General features: G+C 71.0%; 21 protein-coding genes and 1 pseudogene. 17 read left to right on the forward strand and 5 right to left on the reverse strand.

What is annotated here, in order from left to right; translation table 11 throughout:
* Positions 1 to 290: 290 nt before the first annotated feature.
* The 7 genes and pseudogenes from ACZ63F_RS13615 to ACZ63F_RS13645 all read left to right on the forward strand — a co-directional run.
* Positions 291 to 694 (forward strand): annotated as a pseudogene (locus ACZ63F_RS13615) (transposase family protein); the annotation flags it as partial.
* A 54-nt stretch (positions 695 to 748) separates the two neighbouring features.
* The gene (locus ACZ63F_RS13620) at positions 749 to 1,189 is read left to right on the forward strand and encodes a MarR family winged helix-turn-helix transcriptional regulator (RefSeq protein WP_469710754.1); all 441 of its coding nucleotides are present in this window, start codon (positions 749 to 751) and stop codon (positions 1,187 to 1,189) included.
* 30 nt (positions 1,190 to 1,219) lie between these two features.
* Complete coding sequence (locus tag ACZ63F_RS13625) at positions 1,220 to 3,001, forward strand: MFS transporter (RefSeq protein ID WP_469710756.1); 1,782 nt, start codon at positions 1,220 to 1,222, stop codon at positions 2,999 to 3,001.
* Positions 3,002 to 3,055: 54 nt separating this feature from the next.
* Entirely contained in the window at positions 3,056 to 3,625 is a 570-nt protein-coding gene (locus ACZ63F_RS13630; protein ID WP_469710758.1) for a cysteine hydrolase family protein, read from the forward strand.
* Positions 3,622 to 4,194: a YbhB/YbcL family Raf kinase inhibitor-like protein gene (locus tag ACZ63F_RS13635; RefSeq protein ID WP_469710760.1), complete on the forward strand. Its 573-nt coding sequence runs from the start codon at positions 3,622 to 3,624 to the stop codon at positions 4,192 to 4,194. The genes ACZ63F_RS13630 and ACZ63F_RS13635 overlap by 4 nt, the downstream gene beginning before the upstream one ends.
* 328 nt (positions 4,195 to 4,522) lie before the next feature.
* A complete protein-coding gene (locus ACZ63F_RS13640; RefSeq protein WP_469710762.1) occupies positions 4,523 to 5,866 on the forward strand; it encodes a PP2C family protein-serine/threonine phosphatase in 1,344 nt (447 codons plus the stop codon).
* Between the two features lie 297 nt (positions 5,867 to 6,163).
* Positions 6,164 to 7,810, forward strand: coding sequence for an MFS transporter (locus ACZ63F_RS13645; RefSeq protein WP_469710765.1), 1,647 nt, complete (start codon positions 6,164 to 6,166; stop codon positions 7,808 to 7,810).
* 307 nt (positions 7,811 to 8,117) lie between these two features.
* Here the strand turns inward: ACZ63F_RS13645 and ACZ63F_RS13650 are convergent, their stop codons facing one another.
* Both ACZ63F_RS13650 and ACZ63F_RS13655 read right to left on the reverse strand, forming a co-directional pair.
* Positions 8,118 to 8,807, reverse strand: a complete 690-nt coding sequence (locus ACZ63F_RS13650) for a DUF899 domain-containing protein (protein WP_469710766.1) — start codon at positions 8,805 to 8,807, stop codon at positions 8,118 to 8,120.
* Between the two features lie 131 nt (positions 8,808 to 8,938).
* Positions 8,939 to 9,931 carry a substrate-binding domain-containing protein gene (locus ACZ63F_RS13655; protein WP_469710768.1) on the reverse strand — a complete coding sequence of 331 codons (993 nt, stop codon included), beginning with the start codon at positions 9,929 to 9,931 and terminating at the stop codon, positions 8,939 to 8,941.
* A 111-nt stretch (positions 9,932 to 10,042) separates the two neighbouring features.
* On the opposite strand from ACZ63F_RS13655, the gene ACZ63F_RS13660 reads away from it, so the two are divergent.
* The 5 genes from ACZ63F_RS13660 to ACZ63F_RS13680 all read left to right on the forward strand — a co-directional run bounded on the left by ACZ63F_RS13660 (position 10,043) and on the right by ACZ63F_RS13680 (position 13,951).
* Positions 10,043 to 10,717 (forward strand): TetR/AcrR family transcriptional regulator, encoded by a 675-nt coding sequence (locus ACZ63F_RS13660; protein ID WP_469710770.1) that lies wholly within the window; start codon positions 10,043 to 10,045, stop codon positions 10,715 to 10,717.
* A gap of 309 nt (positions 10,718 to 11,026) precedes the next feature.
* Complete coding sequence (locus ACZ63F_RS13665) at positions 11,027 to 11,776, forward strand: SDR family oxidoreductase (protein ID WP_469710772.1); 750 nt, start codon at positions 11,027 to 11,029, stop codon at positions 11,774 to 11,776.
* A gap of 52 nt (positions 11,777 to 11,828) precedes the next feature.
* Positions 11,829 to 12,437, forward strand: a complete 609-nt coding sequence (locus ACZ63F_RS13670; protein WP_469710774.1) for a VOC family protein — start codon at positions 11,829 to 11,831, stop codon at positions 12,435 to 12,437.
* Between the two features lie 107 nt (positions 12,438 to 12,544).
* Positions 12,545 to 12,826, forward strand: a complete 282-nt coding sequence (locus ACZ63F_RS13675; RefSeq protein WP_469710775.1) for a DUF6400 family protein — start codon at positions 12,545 to 12,547, stop codon at positions 12,824 to 12,826.
* Positions 12,827 to 12,916: 90 nt separating this feature from the next.
* Positions 12,917 to 13,951, forward strand: coding sequence for a polyphosphate kinase 2 family protein (locus ACZ63F_RS13680; RefSeq protein WP_469710777.1), 1,035 nt, complete (start codon positions 12,917 to 12,919; stop codon positions 13,949 to 13,951).
* Positions 13,952 to 14,002: 51 nt separating this feature from the next.
* Here the strand turns inward: ACZ63F_RS13680 and ACZ63F_RS13685 are convergent, their stop codons facing one another.
* Positions 14,003 to 14,356 carry a DUF805 domain-containing protein gene (locus ACZ63F_RS13685; protein WP_351955017.1) on the reverse strand — a complete coding sequence of 118 codons (354 nt, stop codon included), beginning with the start codon at positions 14,354 to 14,356 and terminating at the stop codon, positions 14,003 to 14,005.
* A gap of 171 nt (positions 14,357 to 14,527) precedes the next feature.
* Between ACZ63F_RS13685 and ACZ63F_RS13690 the strand changes: the two genes are divergently transcribed.
* From ACZ63F_RS13690 to ACZ63F_RS13705, 4 genes are all read left to right on the forward strand, one after another.
* On the forward strand, positions 14,528 to 15,388 hold the full coding sequence (locus tag ACZ63F_RS13690; RefSeq protein ID WP_469710779.1) for a hypothetical protein: 861 nt from the start codon (positions 14,528 to 14,530) through the stop codon (positions 15,386 to 15,388).
* Positions 15,389 to 15,505: 117 nt separating this feature from the next.
* A complete protein-coding gene (locus tag ACZ63F_RS13695; protein ID WP_469710781.1) occupies positions 15,506 to 16,270 on the forward strand; it encodes a TIGR03936 family radical SAM-associated protein in 765 nt (254 codons plus the stop codon).
* A 276-nt stretch (positions 16,271 to 16,546) separates the two neighbouring features.
* Positions 16,547 to 20,716 carry an Rne/Rng family ribonuclease gene (locus ACZ63F_RS13700; RefSeq protein WP_469710784.1) on the forward strand — a complete coding sequence of 1,390 codons (4,170 nt, stop codon included), beginning with the start codon at positions 16,547 to 16,549 and terminating at the stop codon, positions 20,714 to 20,716.
* Between the two features lie 253 nt (positions 20,717 to 20,969).
* Positions 20,970 to 21,764 (forward strand): class I SAM-dependent methyltransferase, encoded by a 795-nt coding sequence (locus ACZ63F_RS13705; protein WP_351955013.1) that lies wholly within the window; start codon positions 20,970 to 20,972, stop codon positions 21,762 to 21,764.
* Between the two features lie 87 nt (positions 21,765 to 21,851).
* Here the strand turns inward: ACZ63F_RS13705 and rfbC are convergent, their stop codons facing one another.
* Together rfbC and ACZ63F_RS13715 are read right to left on the reverse strand one after the other, a co-directional pair.
* Positions 21,852 to 22,445, reverse strand: a complete 594-nt coding sequence (gene rfbC / locus ACZ63F_RS13710; protein ID WP_469710786.1) for a dTDP-4-dehydrorhamnose 3,5-epimerase — start codon at positions 22,443 to 22,445, stop codon at positions 21,852 to 21,854.
* Positions 22,446 to 22,492: 47 nt separating this feature from the next.
* Entirely contained in the window at positions 22,493 to 24,526 is a 2,034-nt protein-coding gene (locus ACZ63F_RS13715) for a glycosyltransferase family 2 protein (RefSeq protein ID WP_469710788.1), read from the reverse strand.
* 348 nt (positions 24,527 to 24,874) lie between these two features.
* Here ACZ63F_RS13715 and rplU point away from each other — a divergent pair, with 348 nt between their 5' ends.
* Positions 24,875 to 25,195 (forward strand): 50S ribosomal protein L21, encoded by a 321-nt coding sequence (rplU, locus tag ACZ63F_RS13720; RefSeq protein WP_007381993.1) that lies wholly within the window; start codon positions 24,875 to 24,877, stop codon positions 25,193 to 25,195.
* The last annotated feature ends 9 nt before the right edge of the window (positions 25,196 to 25,204 follow it).

The raw sequence follows: 25,204 nt of genomic DNA on the forward strand, positions 1-25,204 counted from the left end.
GTACAGGACTCGGCAGGATGTCGACCCTGCAAGTCGCAGACTATGGGCAGGACAGAAGCCCAGCCGTTGGTGCAAAGGCTGACGACAGCTGCTGGGGAGCGTCGGGGATTACTGGCCAAAGCTCAGCGACCGGCCGTCCTACCTCAGCCGTTTCGTAGCCCAACAGACGCTCGGCCGTCGGACTCCACGCGGACACCAGCCCCCCGGACGTCGACTACGAACGCAGCCGGGCCGCCTGAGAAGTCCGAGGTACGGGCGGAGGATGACCCGTGCAGGGTGTCCGCGCCAGTCCTTTCGGCAGGGTCCTCGCCGGACCGTCACGACGCACCGCCCCTGGCTCCGACTCTTGACCGGCTGGCGGACCTGGGGCCGCTGCCCGACGACATCACGGTGCACCTCGACGCCGACTACGACTCGGACAAGTCCCGCGCCGAACTCACCGCGCGCGGCCTGCGCGGCCGCATCGCGCACAAGGGCGAGAAGGCACCGATCCAGGCGAGCCGGCGGTGGCACATCGAGCGCATCCTCGTCTGGCAGGACGCCCTTCCACCGGCTCGCCCGATGCTACGAACGCCGCGCCGCAGTCATCGACGCCTTCTTCGACCTCGCTGACACGGTCATCACCATCCGGAGCCTGCTCCGCAAGGTGTGGACAAGCCATCGCTGGGACAACCGCCCGAACCGACGCCCTTGAGTACGCACCTGTCTGCGCTAGTCCTAAGGCAAATTGATAAGGTAGCTTTAGCATATGAGCGATGATCTGAACCCGGCCGCAGTCGCCTCAGCCCTGCTGGCGAGTATCAGCGTGCTGGTGCGACGGGTGCGCCACGTGCCGGTCGAAGGCGGGCTGACGATGCCCGAGCGGACCGCCCTGTCGCAGCTGAACCGTTCCGGCCCCACCACCTCCTCGGCGCTGGCCCGGGAAGCGCAGATCACCGCACAGGCCATGGGAGCGACGCTCAGTGCGCTGCAAGGCCGGGGCCTGGTCGAACGCCGACGGGATCCGAACGACGGCAGGCGCGTGGTGCTCACGGTGACCGACGCCGGTCTGCAGGCGCTGAAGGACAAGCGCAACGCGCGGACCGAACTCATCGCCCGGGCCCTGGCCGGCGGCACCTTCACCCCGACGGAGCTGGGGCAGCTCGCAGCGGCCGCGCCACTGCTGGAGCGGCTGGCCCAGAACATCTGACGCCGACGGAGCCACGAGAAAGCCACGCTGATGACGGATCCCCCCAAGCCGTACGCCCCGCACCGATCCGCCGATGACGCCCGGTACAAGTGGATCGCGCTGACGAACACGACCGCCGCGGTCTTCATGTCCGCGCTGGACGGCTCCATCGTGCTGATCGCCCTGCCGGCGATCTTCCGCGGCGTGCACCTGGACCCGCTGGCTCCCGGAAACATCGGCTATCTGCTGTGGATGATCATGGGGTACCGGTTGGTCCAGGCCGTCCTGGTGGTCACGGTGGGCCGGCTGGGAGACATGCACGGCCGGGTCCGGATCTACAACTTCGGGTTCGCGGTCTTCACCGTTGCCTCGATCCTGTTGTCCTTCGATCCCTTCGACGGCGGCCACGGGGCGATGTGGCTGATTGCCTGGCGACTGGTGCAGGCCGTCGGCGGATCGATGCTGACAGCGAACTCGGCCGCAATCCTGACCGACGCCTTCCCCAAGGAGCAGCGCGGCTTTGCCCTGGGCATCAACCAGGTCGCGGGGCTGGGCGGGATGTTCATCGGCCTGGTCGCCGGTGGTCTGCTGTCGGCCTGGGACTGGCGGGCGGTGTTCTGGGTGAACGTGCCCGTCGGCGTGTTCTTCACGCTGTGGGCCTACCGCACCCTGCGCGAAACCGGCAGGCGTGGCGGCGGGCGGATCGACTGGTGGGGCAACATCACCTTCGCGGTGGGCCTCAGCGCGGTCCTGATCGCGGTCACCTTCGGCCTGCAGCCCTACGGCGGGCACACCATGGGCTGGACCAACCCGCTGGTCGACGCGCTGATAACCGGCGGACTGCTCCTCCTGGCAGCGTTCGTCGCCATCGAGACCCGCGTCTCGGCGCCCATGATCCAACTGGGTCTCTTTCGCCTGCGGGCCTTCACTTTCGGCAATCTGGCGGGCCTGGCCATATCGATCGGCCGCGGCGGGATGCAGTTCGTACTGATCATCTGGCTGCAGGGCATCTGGCTTCCGCTGCACGGCTATGACTACAGCGCCACGCCGCTGTGGGCGGGCATCTTCATGCTGCCGCTGACTGCAGGTTTCCTCGCGGCCGGGCCGGTGTCCGGTCATCTGTCCGACCGGATCGGCTCCCGGGGCCTGGCCACCGGCGGCGCGCTGCTGTTCGGCGCCAGCTTCCTGGGCCTGATGCTCCTGCCGATCGACTTCAGCTACTGGATCTTCGCCGTGCTGATCGCCCTCAACGGGATCGCCAGCGGCATGTTCGCCTCCCCCAACTCCTCGTCGATCATGGGCAGTGTGCCCGCACACCTCCGCGGTGTCGCCTCCGGCATGCGCGCCACCTTCCAGAACTCCGGTACCGCCGTCTCGATCGGCGTGTTCTTCTCCCTCATGATCGCCGGACTGGCCGGCAGCCTTCCGCATGCCCTCGCTGCCGGCCTGCAACAGCAGGGTGTACCGGCCCAGGTCGCGGCCCAGGTCGGCAGCCTGCCCCCGGTCGCGTCCCTGTTCGCCGCCCAACTGGGCGTCAACCCGATCCAGCACCTGCTCCAACCCAGCGGCGCGCTGGCCCATCTGACCGCGGCGCAGCAACAGGCCCTGACAGGACGCGAGTTCTTCCCGAACCTGATCTCCGGGCCCTTCCACTCCGGCCTGGTCGTCGTGTTCGCCTTCGGCGCCGTCCTCGCCCTCCTCGCCGCGATCGCCTCCCTGCTTCGCGGCAGCGGCACCACCCCCGCCGCCAGGACCCCGGAACCGCAAACGGCCGCCACCGGCGACGCCATCGCCCCTGCGATCGACGGCCGGAACGCGGGCGCCGCCGGCTGAGACCAGCAGCGCCCCGGACCCGGCTACCAGCCGACATCCACAGGAGAAACATCCTTGGCACTGACAACGATCGACCCCACGCCCGCGCTGGTCGTGATCGACCTGCAGAAGGGCATCGTCTCGGCCCGCACCGACAGTCCGGTCACCGCCGCCGTCAAGCAGGCGACCGACCTGGCCACCGAGTTCCGGCGGCACGGCCTGCCCGTGGTCCTGGTCAACGTCACCGGACGCGCGCCGGGGCGCACCGAGGCCGGACGACGCTCCGGGCGCGGCGCCGCACTGCCGCCCGGCTGGGCCGATCTCATCGACGAACTCGACGTCCAGCCGACCGACCATCTGATCACCAAGCGGCGGCGCAGCGCGTTCCACGACACCGGACTCGACACCCTCCTGCGGGACCTGGGCGTCACCCAGGTCGTGCTTGCCGGCATTTCGACCAGCTCAGGCGTTGAGTCGACCGCGCGTTCGGCCTCCGACTACGGCTACCACGTGGTCCTGGCCACCGACGCCGTGACCGACCCTGACGCCGACGCCCACCGCCACAGTGTCGAACGCGTCTTCCCCAAACTCGGCGAGACCGCCACCGCCGCCGAGATCACCGACATGCTGGAGACCACGCGATGACCCTGCTGGGCCGACTCCTGAGCAACCGCAGAGCAGGCGAGAACCACCTGGCGTGGAATCTGCCCGGCCTGCAAGGTCCCGAGCTGCTGACCCTCACCAGCCGGAACTTCGACGACGGTGCTGCCGTGCCGCTGGAGCACTGCGCGAAGCACATCGGCGGCGCCGACCGGTCCCCCCACCTGGCCTGGACCCCGCCGCCGGCCGACACCGCGCAACTCCTCCTGGTCGTCGAGGACATCGACGTTCCCATGGCCAAGCCCGCCGTGCACTGCGCAGCCCTGATCGACCCGTCCTGCGGGCACCTGGAACCCGGTGCCCTCAACGCCCGGCAGCCGGCCGCGGAGGTGCAACTGCTGCGGTCCACCATCGGACGCGGGTACCACGGGCCCGCACCCATCAAAGGCCACGGTCCGCACCGCTACGTCTTCCAGTTGTTCGCCCTCTCCATCCCCGTGGACAGCACCCTCGGCGCAACACCAGTGGACCGGGCCCGGCCCCGCACCCTGCTGCCCGCCATCACCGCATCCGTCCTCGACCGCGGCCGCCTGACCGGCACCTTCGAACGCTGAGCCCAGGCCCGGGCCCCACACAGGCAGTCACTGAGGTGGGCGACGCACTCGATCGGGTGATGGAGGCGAGTGAGAACGAGGTGGCGGCTGCGCCGGCTGCGGTCGGCGCTTCGGTCTCTCGCTCCTCGGCGCCACCCGCATCCTCGTGGAGCCCATTGCCGGACCCTGGAAGTACCCCGGCCATCGTTTCCGAGGTGGAGTGGGTCTGACCACTGCTCCAGGCTCTAAGCCGCTAGGGATCTGCTGTCGGCAACGATGCTCGGGTGCTGCGCTCCGCTTTGGGGGAGAATGGCCGGTGAAGTGCACTGCGCACTGTCGGGCGGCCAGGATGAGCGAGCACAGTCAACAACGCACGCCGCAGTCGGCGCCCAGACTGCGCCTGGGCGCCGAGCTGGAGCGGATCGCTGAGCAGCTCAGGGCACTGGCCCGGGCCCAGGACGAATTGCATGACCTTTACGAGGCCGTCCTGGGTCGGGAGGTGGAGCTGTCCGTTGTGCTGGAGTTGATCGTTTCCACCGCCATGCAACTGGTGGGTGCGCGCTATGGTGCGCTCGGCGTGCTGGACGAGCAGGGTGACAGCCTGGCGCTGTTCCTCCCGGTGGGTCTGTCGGAGCAGGAAAGCGCTGGCCTGGCCGGGGTGGAGCTTCCTCGTGGGCGTGGCTTGCTCGGGCATTTGATCAGCCACCCTGTGCCGCTCCGTGTCGACGGCATTACCCTGCATCCGGACTCGACAGGCTTCCCGCCCGGCCACCCGCCCATGCGGACCCTGCTGGGCGCCCCGATCACCATCCGCGGGAAGATTTACGGAGATCTGTATCTTTCCGAGCGGATCGACGGACGCCCATTCGACGGCCGTGACGAAGGCCTGATCGTCGCCCTGGCCGGCGCCGCCGCCCTGGCCATCGACGATGCCCGTCTGTATGAGAAGACCAGGCGCGATGCCGAACGGTTCCAGCGTCTCCTACTGCCATGCCTGCCTGACCACCTGGCGCCCTTCGACGCTGCCGCGGCTTACCACGCTGCCAGCACCCCCGACCATGTGGGCGGGGACTGGTACGACGCCCTGTTGGTGCCCGACGGAGCTTGCGCCGCCGTCATCGGTGACGTCGTCGGACACGACCTCCAGGCGGCCGCCGCCATGGCTCAGACCCGCAGCATGCTGCGTGCCCTGCTCTACGATCGCCGTACCTCGCCCAGCGCTGTCCTCGCGCACCTCGACCGCACGCTCCAGGCCATCACGGACAGTCCCGTGACCACCGCGTGCCTTGCCCGGATCGAACCCGCGCCGTCGGCCGGATGGACGTTGCGCTGGAGTACTGCAGGGCACCCTCCGCCTTTGGTGATCACCCCCGATCGCCGGGCCAGCCACCTGCTCGCGGATCCTGACCTGCCCCTCGGCGTCGACAGCACTGCACGACGCCACAACCACACCCATCTCCTTCCCACCGATGCCACAGTCGTCTTCTTCACCGATGGGCTCGTCGAACACCGTCACCACTCACTGGAGGCAGGCTTGCAACGGCTCGCCGACGTCGCTGCCGCCCACGTCGACCTGCCCGTGGCCGACCTCGTCCGCGTCCTGATCGAGGAGCACCCCAGCGACGGACACGACGACATGGCAGTGCTCGCCCTCCGAGCTCCGCAGGTCCGATCTTCGAGGCCAGACAAGTAAGTGCATCGGACGAACCAGGGCTGGTTCGACAGGGTGACCAAGGGGCCTGACGTCCCCTTGTGTGTTGTTGACAAACGCTCGGGTCGCGGGTGCCTCAGAGGAGGCAAACCGCCGTTCACGCGGCGGGGGCCGGCCCTCCGAGTCCGTGGGCCCGGCGTTGTGAGGCCGCCCGGCGCTCGCAGCGTCGACGCCGTCGCCGAAACCGCTGTCGTCGTCGGCACGGGCAGGAACCGCCATGGTCAGGGCGGCTACGGTGATTGTGGCCGTTCTGATGGCTGGGATCCGTGTGACAGCGACGTGCGCAGTCCGAACGCCGGGCTTCCGTGCGTGTCGGCCGGGGCAGCCCGACGGCGCGCGACGGCCGGGTTAGCGTCGACCGGTATGGGACGAAGCACGGGAGGCGCTGCGGTGTCATCCGCTGCGTCACGTATCGACTCGACGACCCTGCGGATCATCGTCGCCCTCGCCCTCGCTTTCACGGTCACCGTCATCGACCCGCTGGTGCTCAGCCTGAATCTGCCACGGGTGAGCCGGGCCCTGCATGTGCCGCCACAGGCCGTCGGGTTGCTCGGTGGGGCGGCGACGCTGGTAATGGCTGCCTCCGTTCTCGCCGCGGGCAGGCTCGGGGACTCCGTCGGGCTCAAGCGGCTGCTGATGCTCGGACTGGTCGTCGTCACGGTCGCCGACCTGCTCTCCGTGTTCTCGCCCGGCTACGGCTTCCTGCTGGCGATGCGCTTTCTGGCCGGGCTGGGGATGACCGCGCTGCTGGCGGTGCCGCTGGCCCTGCTGAAGGTGTCCACGGCGCCGGAGAGGCGGCCGGTCGCCATCGGTGGCCTGATGGCCGTCGACGTGATCCTGTGCGGGGTGATCCCGGCGCTCGCGGGTTGGGCGGTGGCCGCCGTCGGCTGGCGGATCCTGTTCCTGATCGCCCCACTGCTGTGCGTGGCGTCGCTGTGGTTGACGGCCCGGTACGTCCCGGAGCCACCCGTCCAGCAGGGCCGTCGCCTCGACGTGGTGGGTCTCACCCTGATCGGGGCGACTCTGCTGGCCCTCGTCGTCGGTCTTGCCGCGGCGCAGAACGGGGTCTTCCGGCCCGAGACCTGGGTGCCGCTGGGCATCGGCCCGGTCGCCGCCGTGCTCTTCGTGCTTCATGCACGCCGTACTCCGGAACCCGCCCTGGACCCGGCGCTGTTCCGCAGTGCACCGTTCAGCGTGGCCCTGGCGGCGACGCTCACGCTGAACTTCCTGATCGCGGGGCTCGGTATCGTCCTGGGCCAGTTCGGCAGCGTTGTGCTGTCGCTGTCACCCGAGTCCGTCGGCCTGCTGTACCTGCCCGGCACCCTGCTGATCGCCGGTTCGGTGATCCTCGCCGGGGGCCTGATCGGGAAGTACAGCCCACGGCCGGTGATGATCACCGGACTGCTGGTGATGGCGGCAAGCGGACTGCTGATGGCGGGCACTGCGGGCCCCGCGATGGCGGTGTGGCTGCTCGTGCCGATCACATGGATGTGCAATCTCGGGTCTGTGGTGACTTCCGCTTCGGTGTCCGAGACGGTCCTCTCCGAGGCAGCGCCGGGGCAATCCGGCACGGTGGCCTCTGTCCAGATGGCCTTCGCGATGACCGGCGCCGCTTTCGGGCCCACCGTCTACGTTCTGCTTCTCGAATTCTTCTTCCGGCGGCAGTGGCTGGTGGATGCGAAGTCACGCGGGCTGTCGGTGGCCCGGGCCGGGCGGGCCGTGGATGCCGTGCGCAGTGGACTGGCGCAGAGCCCCGGCAGCACCGTGTACGACCCCAACCTGCTCCGGCAGGCGTCGGGGCTGGACCTCGCGCTGGACTTCACCGACGGGCTCCGGCTCACCATGCTGATCGTCAGCGTCCTGCCACTGGTTGTGGCGGTGCTGGCCTTTCTGCTGATGCCCCGCCGCAAAGAGCCTACGGACTAGCCGGTGCTGACCGGCCGCATCAGGGACTGGCGTCGGCCTCCGTTTTCTCCAGCCCCTCCGAGAGCCCAAGCCGGCCTCGGTCCACTCGGCATCAACTGACCGCTGACTGTGGTCGGTTGCCGTGCCCTGCTTCGTTCGGTTCCTCAAGGCCGGCACGGCAGAGGTTTTAGGCCTGTTGGTATGTGCCGCAGATGGACACCAGCATCCAGATCGGCCCGACCGGCAAGAAGCTGTTGCCGTTGACGGTCAAGAACGGGGCGCCGGCGTCCGGCGGGCACGTGCACTGAGGCCGCCGTAGGCGGCGGGGTCAGCCGGAGGCCGGACCGTAGAGGGCGGCGATGTGCTCGGACGTCGCCCAGCGGCTGTAGGTCGGGGACTGGGGCCAGCCCTCGGGTGAGTCCTGCCATTCCTCCTGGCGTCCGTACGGGAGGAGATCGATCAGGGCGAAGCTGTGGCTGAGCTGCTCGGTGCCCCGGCCGTCGGTGTGCCAGGTGCGGTAGACGGTGTCACCGTCGCGCAGGAACACGTTGACCGCGAACCCGCCGTCGGGCGGTGCGCCGACATCCGACCCGAACGGGCTGCCGGCCGTCGAGTACCACGTCATCCGGTTGCCGACCCGGTGCTTGTAGGCGAGCGCCTCTTCGATCGGGCCCTGGGTGACGACGACGAATCGCGCGTCGTAGGGGTCCAGGAAGTCCAGGCGGGTGAATTGCGAGGTGAACCCCGTACAGCCCGGGCACTGCCATTCCTTCCCGGCGAACCACATGTGGTGGTAGACGATCAGCTGCCTCTTGCCCTCGAAGACGTCCGCCAGCCGGACGGGACCGTCCTCGCCCTCCAGCGTGTAGTCGGGCATCTGCACCATCGGCAGGCGGCGGCGCTCGGCGGCGATGGCGTCGAGTTCCCGGGTCGCGGCCTTCTCCCGGGCCCGCAGCGCCCTGAGCCGCTGCTCCCAGGTCGCGGCGTCGACGACGGGCGGTAGCGCGAGGTCGGTCATGGTGTCCTCACAGATCTCGTGGACGGCTTCGGCTCGTACAAGGACAGACCGCTCAGGACCCGCGAACTCATCGGCCGGCCTGTGAAGGCGGTTGCGGACGGTGGGGGCGGGGACCGGCGTGCCGTTCGCGCTCAGGTGCCGAGGAACTCGGGGACGAAGACGTCGTCGCTGGTGAGCAGCCGGCGGGAGAGGCCCTGCTCGTGGTGGTAGCGCAGGAACGTGTCGACGGCCTTGCGGTTGGCGGCGACGCCGTAGGGCCACCAGTCCTCGCCCAGCAGACGCAGGTTCTCCTCGAACAGCTTGCTGAACCAGGGGGTCACGAGGCTCATGTGCTGCTTCGCGGCGTCCTTCAGGTACCTGCGCTGGGCGAGGTCCTTGGCCTCGACGAAGGCGCGGTAGACGGCCTGGAGCAGCTCGGTCCGGTGAGCCAGTTCCCTGCGGACGGCGACGATGTGCATCGGCGGGAAGATTCCGGTGCGCCGGTAGTAGTCGCGCTCCACGGTCTCGTGGTCGGGGAAGAGCCGGGCGACGGCGGGTGAGGCGTTCAGCACGGCCTGGGGGACGTCGACCGAGATGAGCGCGTCGATCTCGCCGGACTCGAGCATGGCGCTCAGCGTCCGGCCCTCCGCCGCGTGCCGCACGTCGACGCCGGCCGGAACCGGCTGCGGGATCCAGTCGAACGCGGGGAGGGGGTGGTCCGTGCCGCCGATGACCCAGCGGCACTGGTCGGGGGTCACGCCGTACTCGTCCGACAGGATGCCCTTGGGCCAGACGCCCGCGTCGTGACCGTAGAGCGCGAACTCGCCGATCGTGCGGCCGGCCAGGTCCTCCGGTTTCCGGATCCCGGCCGCGGTGTTCACGTAGACGGCGGAGTGCCGGAAGTTGCGGTTCGGGAAGACCGGCAGTGCGACGAACGGCGCGTCGTCGAGGTCGAAGGTGCGCAGGAAGTAGGTCAGGCCGAACTCCGCCACGTCGTACCGGCCCTCGCACATGCCGCGGAAGATGTCCGAGACCAGCGGTGCCGTCTCGAAGGTGGTGTCCACGCCGTCGACCCCGACACGGCCGTCGAACAGTGCCTCGGTGTGTTCGTAGGCGTAGGCGCCGATGGTCAGGTGCGTGCTCATGGGAGATCCTCGCTTCTGTCCACGCTTCCGTGAATGACCTTTCACGTTTAGGGTGGGCCACCGGGACCGCAGCCGTCAAGATGAATGACCATTTACGTTGAAAGGCCGATCATGCCGCGCATCACCCCCGAGCGAAGAGAGGCCAGGCGGGCGGAGATCGTCGCCGCCGCGCGCCGCTGCTTCTCGCGAGACGGCTTCCACCAGACCTCGATGCCCGACATCGCGGCGGAGGCCGGCGTCTCCGCCGGAGCGCCGTACCGCTACTTCGCGAGCAAGGAGGAGATCATCCTCGCCATCGCCTCGGACGCGTTCCGGCTCGTCTTCGAACCCGTCGAGAGGCTGGCCGCACGCACCGACCACGCTTCCGTGGCCGACCTGCTGGCCGCCTCGCTCGAAGCGCTGAGCGCCGACACCGTCACCGACGCCGCCGGGCGCGAGGTGCCGGTCGACGAGCTGCTGCGCTGCGCCGTGCAGAGCTGGTCGGAGCTGCTGCGCAACGACGCCGTCCGTGCGCCTGCCGTCGAGGGCTTCCAGGGCGTACTGCGCGGCATCACCGAAGCCCTGCGCCGCGGCCAGGCGGCCGGCGCCGTCCCGACCGCCGTGGACCCCCAGCGCGCCGCACGGGTGGTCATGGGCCTGCTGCACGGGTTCCTGCTCCAGCGCGTCGCCTTCGGTCTGACCGACACGGCAGGTTTCGGCGACGAGCTGTCGGCGCTGCTGGGCGGCGTGGACGCCGCGAGTGGCAGGGGAGGTGCAGACGGCACGACCGGCTCGGCGCGGCTCTGACGTCACCGTCGGCGCGACCGGCGCGACGCGGCCCTGACGTCACCGTCGGCGCGACCGGCGGGGCACGGGGCCTCCGCCCGCAGCCGAGCACCGTGCCGCGCGGGGGCGGGTGAACAGCGCTGACGGGGCCGTCCGGTGGGGCCGGGGTGTGCCGGTGAGCCCGGATGCCGTTCCGCCGGGTGGGTGACAGACTGGGGTTCCCGCTCGTCGGTATGCGGGCCGGCACCTCGTCGTCGACGCTTCGGTGGCTACCGGTGACGGCCGGCAGGGCCCGTGCGGCGAGCGGTACCGGCGGACGTGGAGGCGGTCATGGCCGACGGGTCGAGCGGAGCGCACGGCGAACTGGCCGGGCAGACGGTCGTCGTGGTCGGCGGCAGCGCCGGCATCGGCCTGGAGACGGCGCGACAGGTACGGGCGGCCGGCGGCGACCTGGTCCTGGCGGCACGCAACCCCGAGCGCCTGCAGCGGGCCGCGGACGAACTGCACCCGCTGAGCACGGCCGCGTTCGACGCCCTGGACACCGCACGACTGGAGCGCTTCCTCAGGGAACTGCCCGGACGGATCGACCACGTGCTGGTGACGGCAGGCAGCCCGTCGTACACCCCGCTCGCCGAACTCGATCCGGCCGACGCGGCCCGGGACTTCGGCGCGCGGACGGCCATGATGCTGGCGGTGGCGCGGGCGGGCCGCGAGAAGGTCAGGCCCGGGGGAACACTGCTGTTCATCGGCGGCACCGGCGGCCGGCGGCCCGCGCCCGGGATGGCCGTCGTGGGCGCGGTCACCGCGGCGTCGCCGGCGCTCACCGCCAACCTGGCACTCGAGATCGCCCCGGTCCGCGTCAACCTCATCGCGGCCGGGTTCGTGGACACACCGCTGTCCGCCGCCCTGCTCGGCGACCGACTGGAGGCACGGCGCGAGGAGTTGCGCCGGACGCTGCCCATCGGCCGGGTGGTCGGCCCGGCGGACGTCGCCGCGCTCGCCGTGCACATCATGGTCAACGACGCCCTCACCGGCGCCACTTACGACATCGACGGCGGTCAGCAACTGCTCGCACACTGACCGCCCGCCCGCGCCGGTGTCCCATTGCCCCTACGAGAGGGAGGCGCGAGTCATGGACATGAAACTGGAGGTCGTCGTGGTGCCGGTGGCCGACGTCGACCGGGCCAAGGACTTCTACACCGCGCTGGGCTGGCGGCTCGACGCGGACGTCGCCGGCGACGGGGACTTCCGGGTGGTGCAGGTGACCCCGCCGGGTTCCCCGGCGTCGGTCATCTTCGGCTCCTCGGTCACCGACCAGGCCCCGGGCTCGGCCCAGGGCCTGCACCTGGTCGTCGACGACATCAAGGCCGCCCACGACGAACTGGCCCAGCACGGCGCCCACCCGGGCGACGTGTTCCACGACGCCGGCGGCGTCTTCCACCACGCCGGCTCCGACGCCCGGGTGCCCGGCCCCGACGGCAGCTACGGCTCCTTCCTGTCGTTCAGCGATCCGGACGGCAACGGCTGGCTCCTCCAGGAGGTCACCTCCCGGCTCCCGGGACGCCTCGACCCCGCGGCCACCACGTTCTCCTCGGCCGACGACCTGGCGAGCGCGCTGCGCCGGGCCGCGGCGGCGCACGGCGAGCACGAGGCCCGCACCGGCCGCGAGGACCCGGACTGGCCGGACTGGTACGCGCGCTACCTGGTGAGCGAGCAGGCCGGGACCGAACCGCCCGTGTGAACAGGCCGTGGCCGTCCTCACCGGCGTGGCGCTTGGCGCTCCGACCTGCTGTGATGTGTCCCACGGGCCCTTGTCCACACCCGGCGGGCTTACCTAAATTCGGTTATATGTCCGACAAAGATGCCTCCCGTCCCGCCGAGCCGGTCGAGTTCTCCGTCGACCTCACCGGTCACGAGCTGACCCGCCGCGCCCACGTCATGGCGGCCCTCGGCGACGACTGGGACCCCGTCGAGACGGTGCGGGGCGAGGAGGAGGCGTACGACCTGCTGTACTCCGGCCTCGACCCGGAACAGCAGCGGCTGTACGACACCCTTCTCGCGGCCGGCGTCCTGCCGCGCCGCGGGGCCGGCGGAGGTCACGGCGACGGCGGCGACGCCCCCACCGCCTGATCCTCACCCGTCAGGGGTGAGGACGTTCCCGGCGGCCGGCGCAAGCATGGTCGGCCGGGGGCATGGTCGGTCCGGAAGGGCGGGTGGGCCGTGGGTGACGACAGAGCCGACCGCATCGCGGAGTTCATCGAGCCGCTGCGGGTGGAGCCCGGCAGCACGGTGCGACTCGCCGAGGACTTCGACCCCGGTTTCAGAGCGGGCATCCGCAAGAAGAAGGACGGCGTCGAGCTGCTCCGCAGCGGTATCGAGCAGCTGGCCGACTACCAGCGGCGGCTGGCCGCCCAGGACACCTACGGGGTGCTGCTGTGCCTGCAGGCCCTGGACGCCGGCGGCAAGGACGGCACGATCCGCCACGTCATGAGCGGAGTGAACCCGCAGGGCGTGCGCGTGGTCGGCTTCAAGGTCCCCTCGAACGAGGAACTCGACCACGACTACCTGTGGCGCTACGCCCGGAACCTGCCGAGCCGCGGCGAGATCGGCATCTTCAACCGCTCCCACTACGAGGAAGTGCTCGTGGTCCGGGTGCACCCGGACCACCTGCGCCGCCAGAAACTGCCCGCCGCGGCCCGCGGCCCGGACGTGTGGCGGCGGCGCTACCGCGAGATCAACGACTGGGAACGCTACCTGACCGACAACGGCTTCAGGATCGTGAAAATCTTCCTGAACCTGTCGAAGGAAGAACAGCGCGCCCGTTTCCTCAAACGCATCGACGTACCCGAGCGGAACTGGAAGTTCTCGTCGGCCGACGTGCGAGAACGGGCCTACTGGGACGACTACCAGCAGGCGTTCTCACAGATGCTGTCCGCCACCAGTACGCAGTGGGCGCCCTGGTACGTCGTTCCCGCCGACCACAAGTGGTTCGCCCGGGTGTGCACGGCCGCCGTCCTGGTGCACACCCTGATGGCCATCAACCCGCAGTACCCGCAGGTCAGTGAGGAGTCCCGCCGCCAACTGGCCGAGGTCAGGGAGGAACTGGAGGCCGAGGCACCCGCGGGCGCGGCCCCGGACCCGTACGCGGCGGAGAAGAAGAACAACGGGACGAAAATCAAGAAGAGCAAGAAGAAGAAGCACAAGAGAGACGCGAAGCGCAATAAGGACGCGAAGAACAAGAAGTCGTCTTCGTGACCGGCGAAGGCCCGCCGGAGGGTTCCGGCGGGCCTTCGGGGTGTCGGCGGGTCAGACGGCGGCCGCGTACTTCGGGTTGGCGCCGTACTGGTTCTCCTCCGGCTTGCCGTCGGAGGCGAGCCAGACGAGCACGAAGATCCAGCCGACCAGCGGGATGATGCCGACCAGGATCAGCCAGCCCGAGCGGCCGGTGTCGTGCAGCCGGCGGACCGCGACACCGAGGCCGGGCAGCAGGACCGCGAGGTTGTAGATCGCGGCGAGGGCGGCGAAGTGGATGGCGTTGCCGACGACGGCCAGCACGATCGCGATGATCACGTTGATCAACGTGAACATCCAGTATTCCTTCCTGCGCGCGCGTCCGTTGAACACCGCGTACTTCTTCAGTACGTCCACGTACCAGTTCATTACTCGTCCCCCCGGGGATCAAGGCGTGATTGTGCGGACAGCAAATCAAGCCGACATGGCCGGTTCCAATCAGATTGGCGTGTGCGGGTCAACTGTTACCGTCTCGCCGCCGTTCGGTGATCAAGGGCGGCCGAACGCATCCGCGCCGTACGCGATAACGTCCATCCGGCCATGGACATGCAGAAGCGGCCGCAGCGGCCGCCACAACCACAGCCACCGTCGCAGCACCCCGAGGGATGCCTGGTCGTCGCGGTCAGGATCCCCGTGCGGATCTTCGTTTTCCTGGTCGTGCTGCCGGTACGCCTGCTCTGGGACGCGCTCGCCGCGGCCGCGCGGTTCCTGTGGCGGTACGTCCTCGTCCCGGTGGGACGCGCGATCGGCCTGGTTCTCCACGCGCTCCTCGTCACACCCCTGATCTGGCTGTACCGGTACCTGCTCACCCCCCTCGGCCACGCCCTGCGGTGGCTCTGCGCGCAGGTGTTCCCCCCGGTCGGCCGCGCGCTCGTGTGGCTGTACGCGCGCGTGCTCACCCCGATCGGTCACGTACTCGTACGGATCCTCGTACCCGTCGCGAAGGCCCTTGAATGGGTGTTCGAGATGCTTGGCGCCGCCCTGTACTGGACCGCGCGCGTGCTCCTCGTCCTGCCCGCGCTCGCCCTGTGGCGCTGGGTCCTCGCCCCGGCCGGCCACGTCCTCGCCGTCGTCCTGCGCGAGATCGGGGAGGCACTCGGCCACGCCTGGCGGGCCGCCGGGTACGTCGCACGTGCCGTCGGACGGGTGATCGGGACCCTCTTCCGGTGGATCTTCCTGGAGCCCGCCCGGTGGGTGTACCGGACCGTCCTCACCCCGGTCGGGCACGTCGTCCGCGACCTCGTCCTGCACCCGGTGGCCGAGGCCGCACGCGCCATCGGCCGTGCCGTGCGCCAGGCCCGCGCCGACCTGCGCCGCGCCCTCTTCGGCGAGCCGCGGCCACCCGCGCGCATCGACCGCCGGGAACCCGGAGGCCGCGACACACGTACTCTTGATGGATAGCAGTACACGGCCGTACGGCCCCAGCGGTACGGCCCACGCACAAGAACGCACGAGAACCACGAAGGACTGACGACACTGGGCAAGCGACAGCCCGAAGGCCCGCCGCCCGCACCCGCGGTGCAGCGCATCCGACTGCGCTACACCAAGCGCGGCCGCCTTCGGTTCACCAGCCACCGTGACTTCCAGCGCGCCTTCGAGCGTGCGCTGCGCCGCGCCGAGGTGCCGATGGCGTACTCGGCGGGGTTCACACCGCACCCGAAGGTGTCGTACGCCAATGCCGCACCCACCGGCACGGGCAGCGAGGCCGAGTACCTGGAGATCGCGCTCACCGCACACCGCGATCCGGAGCGGCTGCGCGCCCTCCTCGACGAGTCCCTGCCCGACGGGCTCGACATCGTCGACGCGGTCGAGGCACACACGCCCGGACTGGCCGACCGGCTCACCGCCTCCGTGTGGGAGCTGCGGCTGACCGGCCAGGACCCGGCGGAGGCCGAGAAGGCCGTCGCCGCGTTCAACGCCGCCGAGTCCGTCGAGGTCCAGCGCACCACCAAGAACGGCGTCCGCACCTTCGACGCCCGCCCCGCCGTCGTACGACTTGAGACACAGAGTGAAACGGCTGATAGGCCGACCGACCAGCCCTGTGCGATACTGCGGCTGGTTGTTCGGCACGTGACGCCTGCCGTACGACCCGACGACGTCCTGTCCGGTCTCCGCGCCGTGGCCGACCTGGCGCCGCCGGTCCCCGCAGCGGTGACCAGGCTGGCGCAGGGGCTGCTCGATGAAGAGACCGGCACGGTGACCGACCCGCTCGCGCCCGACCGCGAGGCAGCCGAGGCCCTCTCGAAGGCCGAACCGACTGCCGCCGCGACGGCGCCGGCGTAAGGAAGGTCCCGCGAAGGACGGACGTCGTAGCGCCGCCCTCGTACTCGGGAGCCACCTGGGTCGGGCAGCGCACCGACCAGAAGACTTTCGCCAGGCCGTCCGCGACAAGGCGTACGGAACCGGCGAGACAGGACACAGAAAGCTCCTGTGCGGCGCCCGCGCCCCACACGGCGGCACCGCGCATCGCGCGAGCCGTGGACGTCACCGGCGGTCGCTCGAACCGATCGACGCCGGACCAGGCGCGGCGCCCGGGAGCCTGACGGGAGAAACGCCCGCATGCTCGAACCGACCGAGCCCACCGAGGGCTCCGAACTGAACACCCCCAGCGACACCCTGCCGCCGCGCAGGCGTCGCCGTGCCGCGTCCCGCCCCGCGGGACCGCCCACCGGGACCGAGGCCGTGGCCGAGACCACGGTGCCGGCCATACCGGCCGCCGAGACCCTCGAGGCCGTCGCCGAAGCCACGGACGAGGTCACGGAAGAGGCTGCCGAGACCCCCGGGACGGCCGAGGCCGTAGCGGCTGCCGAGGCCGCCGAGGAGGCCGCGCCCGCCCCGCGGACGCGCCGCCGCGCGACCCGCCGCGCGTCCGCACCCGCCGGCGCCCCCACCGAGACCGCGGAGACCGTCGTCCCCGCCGCCGGTGCCGTCACCGAGCCCGCCGAGAGCACGCCCGTGGCCGAGGCCGCCGACAGCGACGAGGAGGCCGCGCCCGCTCCCCGGACGCGCCGCCGCGCGACCCGCCGGGTCTCCGCGCCCACCGCGTCCCCGGCCGCGCCGGAGGAGCCGTCCGCCGTGACCCGGACGGAGCAGGCACAGCAGCCGGAGACCACCGAGGCCGCTGACGCCGTCCAGGCCGCAGAGGCCGCAGAGGCCGCTGAGACGGTTGAGGCCGTCGAGGAGGCCGCGCCCGCTCCGCGGACGCGTCGCCGTGCGACCCGCCGGGTGTCCACGCCCGCCGGCACCCCCGCCGAGGACGGCGAAGAGGCCACGGCCGTCGCCGCCGAGGCCGGTACGGAAACCGCCGCCGACGCGCCTGAGGCCGTCGAGGCTCCCGAGGAGGCCGCCTCCGTCCCCCGTACCCGCCGTCGCGCCGCCCGCCGGGTGTCCGCGCCCGCCGGTGCGCCCGAGGCCGCTGCCGCCGGCACGGCCGCCGCCGAGGAGCCGCAGGCCGTGGTCGCCGAGACCCCGGCCGCCGAGCCCGCAGCGCCCGCCGAGGCTGCCGAGGCCGAGACGCCGCGCCGCAGGCGGCGCGTCGTGCGACAGGCCGCCACCGGGTTCTCCGAGCCCGCCGCACGGGCCGGCGAGGAGGAGCCGCAGCGCCGCCCGGCCCGGCCCGCCGTCGCCGTCTTCCAGGCGCCCGTGTTCACCGAGCCGAAGTTCCAGACCCCCGAGCGCGCCGCCGCCGAGGCCGCCGCCTCCGCCGCGGGTGCCGGGGAACTCGAGGAGCCCGCGGCCGCCACGGCTGCCCCCGCGTCCGCCGAGCCCGCAGCCACCGCCGCCTCCGCCGGTACGGCGTCCGCCGCCGAGCCGGCCGAGCAGGCCGAGGCCGGTTCGCGCCGCCGGCGCCGCCGCCGGGGCGCCGCGGAGGAGGCCCCGGTCACCGAGACCGCCGCCGAGGACGAGACCGACGAGCCGGAGGAGTCCGCCGAGGACCTCGCCGACGGCGAGGACGAGGCCGAGGAGTCCGGCTCCCGCCGGCGCCGCCGTCGCGGTGGCCGGCGCCGCCGCCGCGGTGACGCCGCCGACGGCGAGGGCGCCGACGACACCGACGAACTCGCCGCCGAGCAGGCCGAGCAGGATGCCGAGGACACCGCCGAGCAGGAGGAAGAGGACGACGAGGAGGCCCACGACGAGGCCGGCGGATCCTCCTCCAGCAGTCGCCGTCGCAGGCGCCGCCGCCGGCGTGCCGGGGACACCCCCGACACCGAGCCCGGCGAGGGCGACCCCGAGCGCACGGTCGTCAAGGTCCGCGAGCCCCGCAAGCCCTCCGAGCCCTCCGACGAGGTCCAGTCCATCAAGGGCTCGACCCGCCTGGAGGCCAAGAAGCAGCGCCGCCGCGAAGGCCGCGAGCAGGGCCGCCGGCGCGTCCCGATCATCACCGAGGCCGAGTTCCTCGCCCGCCGCGAGGCCGTCGAGCGCGTGATGGTCGTACGCCAGCACGGCGACCGCACCCAGATCGGCGTCCTGGAGGACGGCGTACTCGTCGAGCACTACGTCAACAAGGAGCAGGCCACCTCGTACGTCGGCAACGTCTACCTGGGCAAGGTCCAGAACGTGCTGCCGTCCATGGAGGCCGCCTTCATCGACATCGGCAAGGGCCGCAACGCGGTCCTCTACGCCGGTGAGGTCAACTTCGAGGCGCTCGGCATGGCCAACGGGCCGCGCCGCATCGAGGCCGCCCTGAAGTCCGGCCAGTCTGTCCTCGTCCAGGTCACGAAGGACCCGATCGGCCACAAGGGCGCCCGCCTCACCAGCCAGGTCTCCCTCCCGGGCCGCTACCTCGTGTACGTCCCCGAGGGCTCGATGACCGGCATCAGCCGCAAGCTGCCCGACACCGAGCGCGCCCGGCTGAAGACCATCCTCAAGAAGATCGTCCCCGAGGACGCGGGCGTCATCGTGCGCACCGCCGCCGAGGGCGCCAGCGAGGACGAACTGCGCCGCGACGTCGAACGGCTCCAGGCGCAGTGGGAGGACATCCAGAAGAAGTCGAAGAACGGCAACGCCCCGACGCTGCTGTACGGCGAGCCGGACATGACCGTCCGGGTCGTCCGCGACATCTTCAACGAGGACTTCTCCAAGGTCGTCGTCAGCGGTGACGAGGCCTGGGAGACCGTCCACGGCTATGTCTCGCACGTCGCGCCCGACCTCGCGGGACGGCTGTCGAAGTGGACCTCCGAGGTCGACGTCTTCGCCACCTACCGGATCGACGAGCAGCTCGCCAAGGCGCTGGACCGCAAGGTCTGGCTGCCCAGCGGCGGTTCGCTGGTCATCGACCGGACCGAGGCGATGGTCGTCGTCGACGTCAACACCGGCAAGTTCACCGGCCAGGGCGGCAACCTCGAAGAGACGGTGACCCGCAACAACCTGGAGGCGGCCGAGGAGATCGTCCGCCAGCTCCGGCTGCGCGACCTCGGCGGCATCATCGTCATCGACTTCATCGACATGGTCCTGGAGTCCAACCGGGACCTGGTGCTGCGGCGCCTGCTCGAATGCCTCGGGCGGGACCGTACGAAGCACCAGGTCGCCGAGGTGACCTCGCTGGGGCTCGTCCAGATGACCCGCAAGCGCGTCGGACAGGGCCTCCTGGAGTCCTTCTCCGAGACCTGCGTGCACTGCAACGGCCGTGGCGTCATCGTCCACATGGAGCAGCCCAGCTCCGGCGGCGGTGGCGGCGGCAAGCGCAGGAAGCGCGGACGCGGCGGCGACGGGCACGAGCACGACCACGACCACGACGTGCACGAGACCCACGAGGTCGTGGCCGACGGGGCCGTCGAGCACGCCGAGGCCGTCCACGCCGTCGAGACGGCGGCGGAGGTCGCCGCCGAGGCCGCCGAGCCCGTCGCACTGCCCGCGCCCGACTTCGCGCCCGACGAGGAGCTGTACAGCAGCGTCGCCGAGGCGGAGGCCGCGGCCGGCCGCGGCCGTACCCGCCGCCGCGCGAGCCGCAGGGCCTCGGCCCCGGCCGGCGCGCCCAGGGGCCGTACGGCACGCACCGAGGCGGAGGCCGAGGCGCCGACCGCGCAGGACGTACCGGCCGCCGTCGAGGCGGAGCGCCCGGTCCTGCCCGAGCCGGCCGCCACGGCGCACGCCGAGCCGGCCGCCGTCGAGGACCCGGTGGTCGAGGCCGCCGCGGCCCCGGCCGCCGAGGAGGCCGCCCCCAAGGGCCGGACGCGCCGCCGTGCCACCCGGAAGGTGTCGGCGCCCGCCGGCTCCCCGGCCGGTGCCGAGACGGCCGTGGTCACGGTCGTCGCCGAGAACGCCCCGGCCGCGGAGCCCGTCGCGGAAACGGCGACCCAGACCGCCGCCGGGACGGCGCAGGAACCGGCCGCACAGGCCGAGGCGGCCGTGGCCGCCGAGAGCGCCGCTCCGGCCCGCCCGCGCCGCCGTGCGGTGCGCAAGGCCACCGCGCCGACCGCGTCCGAGGAGGCGGCCGTCGTGGTCGTCCCGTCGGCAGAGACGCCGGCGGCGCCCGAGGAGGCCCCCACCGGGGCCGCCGAGGCCGTCCAGGAGGGCGCCGAGGAGACAGTTCCGGCCAAGAAGACGGCCCGTAAGACGGCCGCCAAGAAGACCGCGGCGAAGAAGACGGTCGCGAAGAAGACCGCTGCCAAGAAGACGGCCGCGAAGAAGACGACGGCCAAGAAGGCGGCCAAGACCGCCAAGACGGCCGCCGCCAAGTCGACGGCGAAGAAGACCACCACGGTCACCACCGCCTCCGACGAGAGCTGACGGCCACGGCCCAGCGCACCATCGAACGGCTCCCGGTCCCACGACCGGGAGCCGTTCGCATGTGCACCGCCCGCTGCACAGCGTGACCGCCCGGACGGGAGCGGTAGCTGGGGGCGCCGTAAGAGAAGTCCCCCCCGCCCGCCGGTTCACAGGGAACACTTAATAAATTGACGGGAAAGGTTACGTGCACGCCTGTCAACGAGTAACTTCGCCGGGAACCCGAACAGCGGAATCGCGACGAAAGGCCGCTTGAGTGAACCGTCATGAACTGTTGCGTGGACTGCACCGTGTCTACCGCCCGCGCAACTATCTGGAAATCGGCGTCAATGACGGTCGCAGCCTGGCGCTTTCACGTGTCGCGTCCGTGGCGATCGACCCGGCCTTCAAGGTGGTGACGTCGATCAGCTGCGACGTCCACCTTGTCCAGTCGACCAGTGACGACTTCTTCGCCCGCAAGGACCCGCTGGTGCACCTGCGGCGCGGCCGCAACCCCTTCCGCGCGCTCGCCCGCCGCGACCCGCTCGGCGTGCTCGGCGGCGATCCCACGCTGGAGCTGTCCTTCATCGACGGCATGCACCTCTTCGAGTACGCACTGCGCGACTTCATGAACGTCGAACGCCACTCACGCTGGTCGAGCGTGATCGTCCTGGACGACATGCTGCCCCGCGACGTGGACGAGGCGGCCCGCGACCGGCACACCAAGTACTGGACCGGCGACGTCTACAAGCTGGTGACGGTCCTGCGCAAGTACCGCCCCGACCTGGTCGTCCTCGAGATCGACACCGCCCCGACCGGTGTCGCCGTGGTCTTCGGCGCCGATCCGCAGAACACGGTGCTCCAGGAGGCGTACGACGACATCCTCAAGGAGTACGTCACGCCGGACCCGCAGCCGGTCCCCGACGAGGTGCTGGTGCGCAAACACGCCGCACGCCCGGAGGCGCTGCTCGCGGCCGACTTCTGGCCCGCCCTGATCCGGGCCCGCAACCTGCGCCGTCCGCGCGCCGGTTTCGAGCGGCTGCGCGGGCAGATCGCGGCCCTGGGCGGCTGACCGTACCGGCGGGACGGCCGTCCCGGACGACACGGACGAGGGGCCTCGCGGAATCTCCGCGAGGCCCCTCGTCTCGTCGTACCGGTCTCAGGCGCGCAACTCCGCCAGGTAGGCCTGGCACGCCTCGTAGGACGGCAGCAGGCCCTCGGCCTCCGCGACGGCCAGGGACGGCGCCGCGGCGTCCTTCTCGGACAGCACCGGGGCCAGGTCCGCCGGCCACTCGATGCCCAGCTCGGGGTCGAGCGGGTGGATGCCGTGCTCGCGCTGCGGGGCGTACCCCTCCGAGCACAGGTACACCACGGTGGCGTCGTCGGTCAGCGCCATGAAGGCGTGCCCGAGCCCCTCGGAGAGGTAGACCGAGTGGTGGTCCACGTCGTCGAGCCGTACGGCCTCCCACTGCTTGTACGTGGGCGAGCCGGTACGGATGTCGACGATGACGTCCAGCACGGCGCCCCGCACGCACTTGACGTACTTGGCCTGGCTGGGCGGCACGTCGGCGAAGTGGATGCCGCGCAGGGTGCCGCGGCTGGAGACCGAGCAGTTGGCCTGCGCCAGATTCAGCCGATGCCCCGTGGCCTCCGCGAAGTCCGCCCCCTTGAACCACTCGTGGAAGCTCCCGCGGGCGTCCGGAAAGACCTTCGGTTCATGGATCCAGGCGCCGGCGATGCCGAGCTCCCGCATGTCGATCACATCCTTGTCGTGGTGCGTGTCCGTGGTGGTCCGGCGGATCAGCCGGTCAGCTTCGCCGCCAGGCCGCGCAGCTTCTTGCGGGCCGGTGCGGGCAGCCTGCGCACGACCGGACCGCCGACGGCGCGCAGCCGCCGCCGCAGGGCCGCCTTGCGGCGCTTGGCCACCGTCGTGCGCACCAGCTCGGCGTCCACCACGGGCAGGGTGTCGTCGAGCCGCAGCCGCCCGTTGCCGCGGACCGTCACGGTGCCCAGCGGCAGAGCCGGGGCCTTCTCGCCGTCCAGCCGGGCCGCCAGGCTCCAGCGGCCGGCCGGCACCGACCCCGCGCGCGCGGGAACGGCGATGTGGGCGCGGCCGGCCACGTTGCGGATCTCGGCGGACACCACGTGCGTACCGCCGCCGTCCCCGGAGCTGAGCACCAGCTCGGTCCGGGCCGGCGCGGTCTTCGGGCGGGTGAACACGTCCAGCCGCAGCTCCGGACGGTTGCCCGGCATCCGCAGCACGGGGCGGTCCTCCAGGTACGGCGCCAGCTTCTTGCTGCGGCGGGCGACGTCCAGGGTGAGGTTGCCGTGCGGGTCGGTGAAGTACGGGATGACCGGGCGGGCGGGGGAGCCGAGCAGCGCGGGGCGCAGCTCCTTCTCCACACCGGCGACGCGGTCGGAGCCGAGCCGGGCCTTGCGGACCAGGCCGAGGCCCCGGACGCTGACCCAGATGTCCCAGAAGCCCTTGGAGACCGGGCCGCGGCCCTTCACGCCCTGGGGGCTGACCACGCCGCTGCCGCGCAGGACGACCTCGCAGGCGCCGTCGCCGAGCTCCTCGACGTGCGAGGTGAACTCGGCCGCGCACGGCCACTCCACGGCCGTCTCGCGGTTGCGCAGCGACATCTCGGCCCTGAACTGGTCCATCTCGTCCGTGACGTCGACCAGCTCGCCGTCCTCCAGCACGTCCTGGACCAGCTCCGGGTGCAGGTAGAAGCGGCCGTCGCGGCGCAGCAGGCGGACCGGTTCGGCGTCGTCGCCGTGCACCAGCCGGGCGCTGAGGGTGACGGCCAGCTTGCCGTCGGGCCGCCACTCGGCCGTCTCCAGCCGGGTCGCGCCCTTGACGGAGCTCCCGAAGCGGGCGAACCGGACCAGGCCGTCGCCGTCGTTGCGGCGCAGCAGCATCGAGCGGACCCGGGTGAGGCCGCCCAGCCCGTCGCGCACGCCCTCGCCCATGTACTCCTCGGCCAGCGGCCGCACGGCCTCCAGCATCTCGCCGAGGTAGGCCTCGTCGTACTTGAGGACGCTGGGCTCGCTGAGCCGGCCGAGCATCTCCACCCGGTAGAAACGGCGCAGCAGCAGGTCGCGGAAGTCGCCGGGCTCGGTGTTCGCCATGACGACGTCGAGCACCTCACGGAGATTCCCGTAGTAACCCGACGGGATGATGCGCGCGGAACCCGCGTTCTGGCCGTCGTCACGCTTCGAGTAGTAGTAGCAGGTGTAGCTGCCGAGGATGGAGACGACCTTGGCGGGGAAGTACGCCTCCATCATGTACAGCTGGTCCTCCAGGCGCCGCTTGCCCTCGGGATAGGCGATCTTGTTCTCGCGCAGGAACTCCGTGCGGAACATCTTGTGCGGCGTGAGGCTGTCGTACAGGGGCGCGTCGTGGATGGTGCACTTCTCGCGGTCCGCCTTGAAGACGCCGTGCGGTACGCCCCGGAAGTTGCTGGCCACCTTGCCGATGACGATGTCGGAGCCGTTGCGGTGCCCCATCTCGTACAGCCGGCGCAGCGCGTCGGAGGCGAGGTAGTCGTCCTGGTCGACGAACTGGACGTACTCGCCCCTCGCCTCGCCCACGCCGATGTTCCTGGGCTTGCCGGGCCAGCCGGAGTTCGGTATGTGGATCACCCGGAAATGCGGGTGCTTCTCGGCGAGGGCGTCCAGTTCCGCGGGGCTATCGTCGGTCGAACCGTCGTCGACGAACAGGACCTCGAACTCGTTCGCGGGAAGCGTCTGCCTCAACAGGGAGTCGATGCAGGGTTGGATGTACTTACCCGGGTTGTACACCGGGATGATGACGCTCACCTTGATCGACATCTCTGTTACCTGGCTCCAGTTTTGGGATGCAGACTGCGACATTAATGATCCGTGTACAGCCGGTGACCAACTGATGCACGAGTGGATGTCACAGGGTAACCGCAGCCGCTTCCCAGCAGCGACCGGGTCGGCGGGGGTGCCGGCCCGGGCGACCGGTACGGGCCCGGTTTGACCGCCTCCGCGCGGCCCCGTAACCTTGACCGTCGGCGTGTCCATGGATATGAGGACGTGCCACATCCCCGTAAACCTCTTCCTCCGGAGCACACCCTGTTCCCGGAGAGGCCGCCCGCGTTCGCCGGACGGCTGGACTGCGGGGGTGCCGTTCCCGAGCGAGAGAGTGAGATCCGCGTGTACGCCATCGTGCGCAGCGGTGGCCGCCAGCACAAGGTTGCTGTCGGCGACATCGTCGAGGTTGACAAGATTTCCACCGCCAAGGTTGGCGACACGGTCGAGCTCTCGACCCTGCTCGTTGTCGACGGCGACGCTGTGACCAGCGACCCGTGGGTCCTGGCCGGCATCAAGGTCCAGGCCGAGGTCGTGGACCACCACAAGGGCGTCAAGATCGACATCCTTCGCTACAAGAACAAGACCGGCTACCGCCGTCGTCAGGGCCACCGCCAGCAGTACACGGCGATCAAGGTCACTGAGATCCCCGCGGCTGCGAAGTAAGGGACTGAG

The organism is Streptomyces sp. NPDC104761, assembly GCF_055583445.1.

Excerpts from the sequence above, each read along its gene's own strand:
- ACZ63F_RS13650 (WP_469710766.1), bottom strand. The coding sequence starts at position 8,807 with ATGACCGACCTCGCGCTACCGCCCGTCGTCGACGCCGCGACCTGGGAG.
- ACZ63F_RS13655 (WP_469710768.1), bottom strand. The coding sequence starts at position 9,931 with ATGAGCACGCACCTGACCATCGGCGCCTACGCCTACGAACACACCGAG.
- ACZ63F_RS13715 (WP_469710788.1), bottom strand. The coding sequence starts at position 24,526 with ATGTCGATCAAGGTGAGCGTCATCATCCCGGTGTACAACCCGGGTAAG.
- rfbC (WP_469710786.1), bottom strand. The coding sequence starts at position 22,445 with ATGCGGGAGCTCGGCATCGCCGGCGCCTGGATCCATGAACCGAAGGTC.
- ACZ63F_RS13640 (WP_469710762.1), top strand. The coding sequence starts at position 4,523 with ATGAGCGAGCACAGTCAACAACGCACGCCGCAGTCGGCGCCCAGACTG.
- ACZ63F_RS13670 (WP_469710774.1), top strand. The coding sequence starts at position 11,829 with ATGGACATGAAACTGGAGGTCGTCGTGGTGCCGGTGGCCGACGTCGAC.
- ACZ63F_RS13700 (WP_469710784.1), top strand. The coding sequence starts at position 16,547 with ATGCTCGAACCGACCGAGCCCACCGAGGGCTCCGAACTGAACACCCCC.
- ACZ63F_RS13685 (WP_351955017.1), bottom strand. The coding sequence starts at position 14,356 with ATGAACTGGTACGTGGACGTACTGAAGAAGTACGCGGTGTTCAACGGA.
- ACZ63F_RS13620 (WP_469710754.1), top strand. The coding sequence starts at position 749 with ATGAGCGATGATCTGAACCCGGCCGCAGTCGCCTCAGCCCTGCTGGCG.
- ACZ63F_RS13625 (WP_469710756.1), top strand. The coding sequence starts at position 1,220 with ATGACGGATCCCCCCAAGCCGTACGCCCCGCACCGATCCGCCGATGAC.
- ACZ63F_RS13635 (WP_469710760.1), top strand. The coding sequence starts at position 3,622 with ATGACCCTGCTGGGCCGACTCCTGAGCAACCGCAGAGCAGGCGAGAAC.
- ACZ63F_RS13690 (WP_469710779.1), top strand. The coding sequence starts at position 14,528 with ATGGACATGCAGAAGCGGCCGCAGCGGCCGCCACAACCACAGCCACCG.
- ACZ63F_RS13660 (WP_469710770.1), top strand. The coding sequence starts at position 10,043 with ATGCCGCGCATCACCCCCGAGCGAAGAGAGGCCAGGCGGGCGGAGATC.
- ACZ63F_RS13675 (WP_469710775.1), top strand. The coding sequence starts at position 12,545 with ATGTCCGACAAAGATGCCTCCCGTCCCGCCGAGCCGGTCGAGTTCTCC.
- ACZ63F_RS13665 (WP_469710772.1), top strand. The coding sequence starts at position 11,027 with ATGGCCGACGGGTCGAGCGGAGCGCACGGCGAACTGGCCGGGCAGACG.